The 299-nt window shown below is 60.9% G+C and carries 1 pseudogene; it reads right to left on the bottom strand.

Annotation, left to right across the window (positions count from 1 at the left end):
• Window positions 1–299 (bottom strand): annotated as a pseudogene (locus BK660_RS30085) (glutamine synthetase); the annotation flags it as partial.

Raw genomic sequence — 299 nt, 5'->3', positions numbered from 1 at the left:
GATACACCTGAGTCGACACCGGACGTTTGCCCGCTACCGGCGAACGTGGCGATTGCGGACGACCGTTCACGTTGTCCTGGTCGATCAGATAAAACTCGAGTTCGAAGGCTGCGCAGATGGTCAGGCCCAGGTCATCGAACTTGCGCCCGATATTGGCCAACACTTCTCGCGGGTCGGCAAAGAACGGCTGGCCTTCGAGTTCGTGCATGGTCACCAGCAACTGAGCGGTCGGGCGCTTCTGCCACGGCTCAATGCTCAGGGTACCGGGGCTGGGGAAGCAGATTCGGTCAGAGTCGCCG

The sequence above is a fragment of the Pseudomonas brassicacearum genome (genome assembly GCF_003732265.1).
GTDB classification, from domain to species: Bacteria; Pseudomonadota; Gammaproteobacteria; order Pseudomonadales; family Pseudomonadaceae; genus Aquipseudomonas; species Aquipseudomonas brassicacearum_D.
This window is presented reverse-complemented; position numbering and strand designations above follow the sequence as displayed.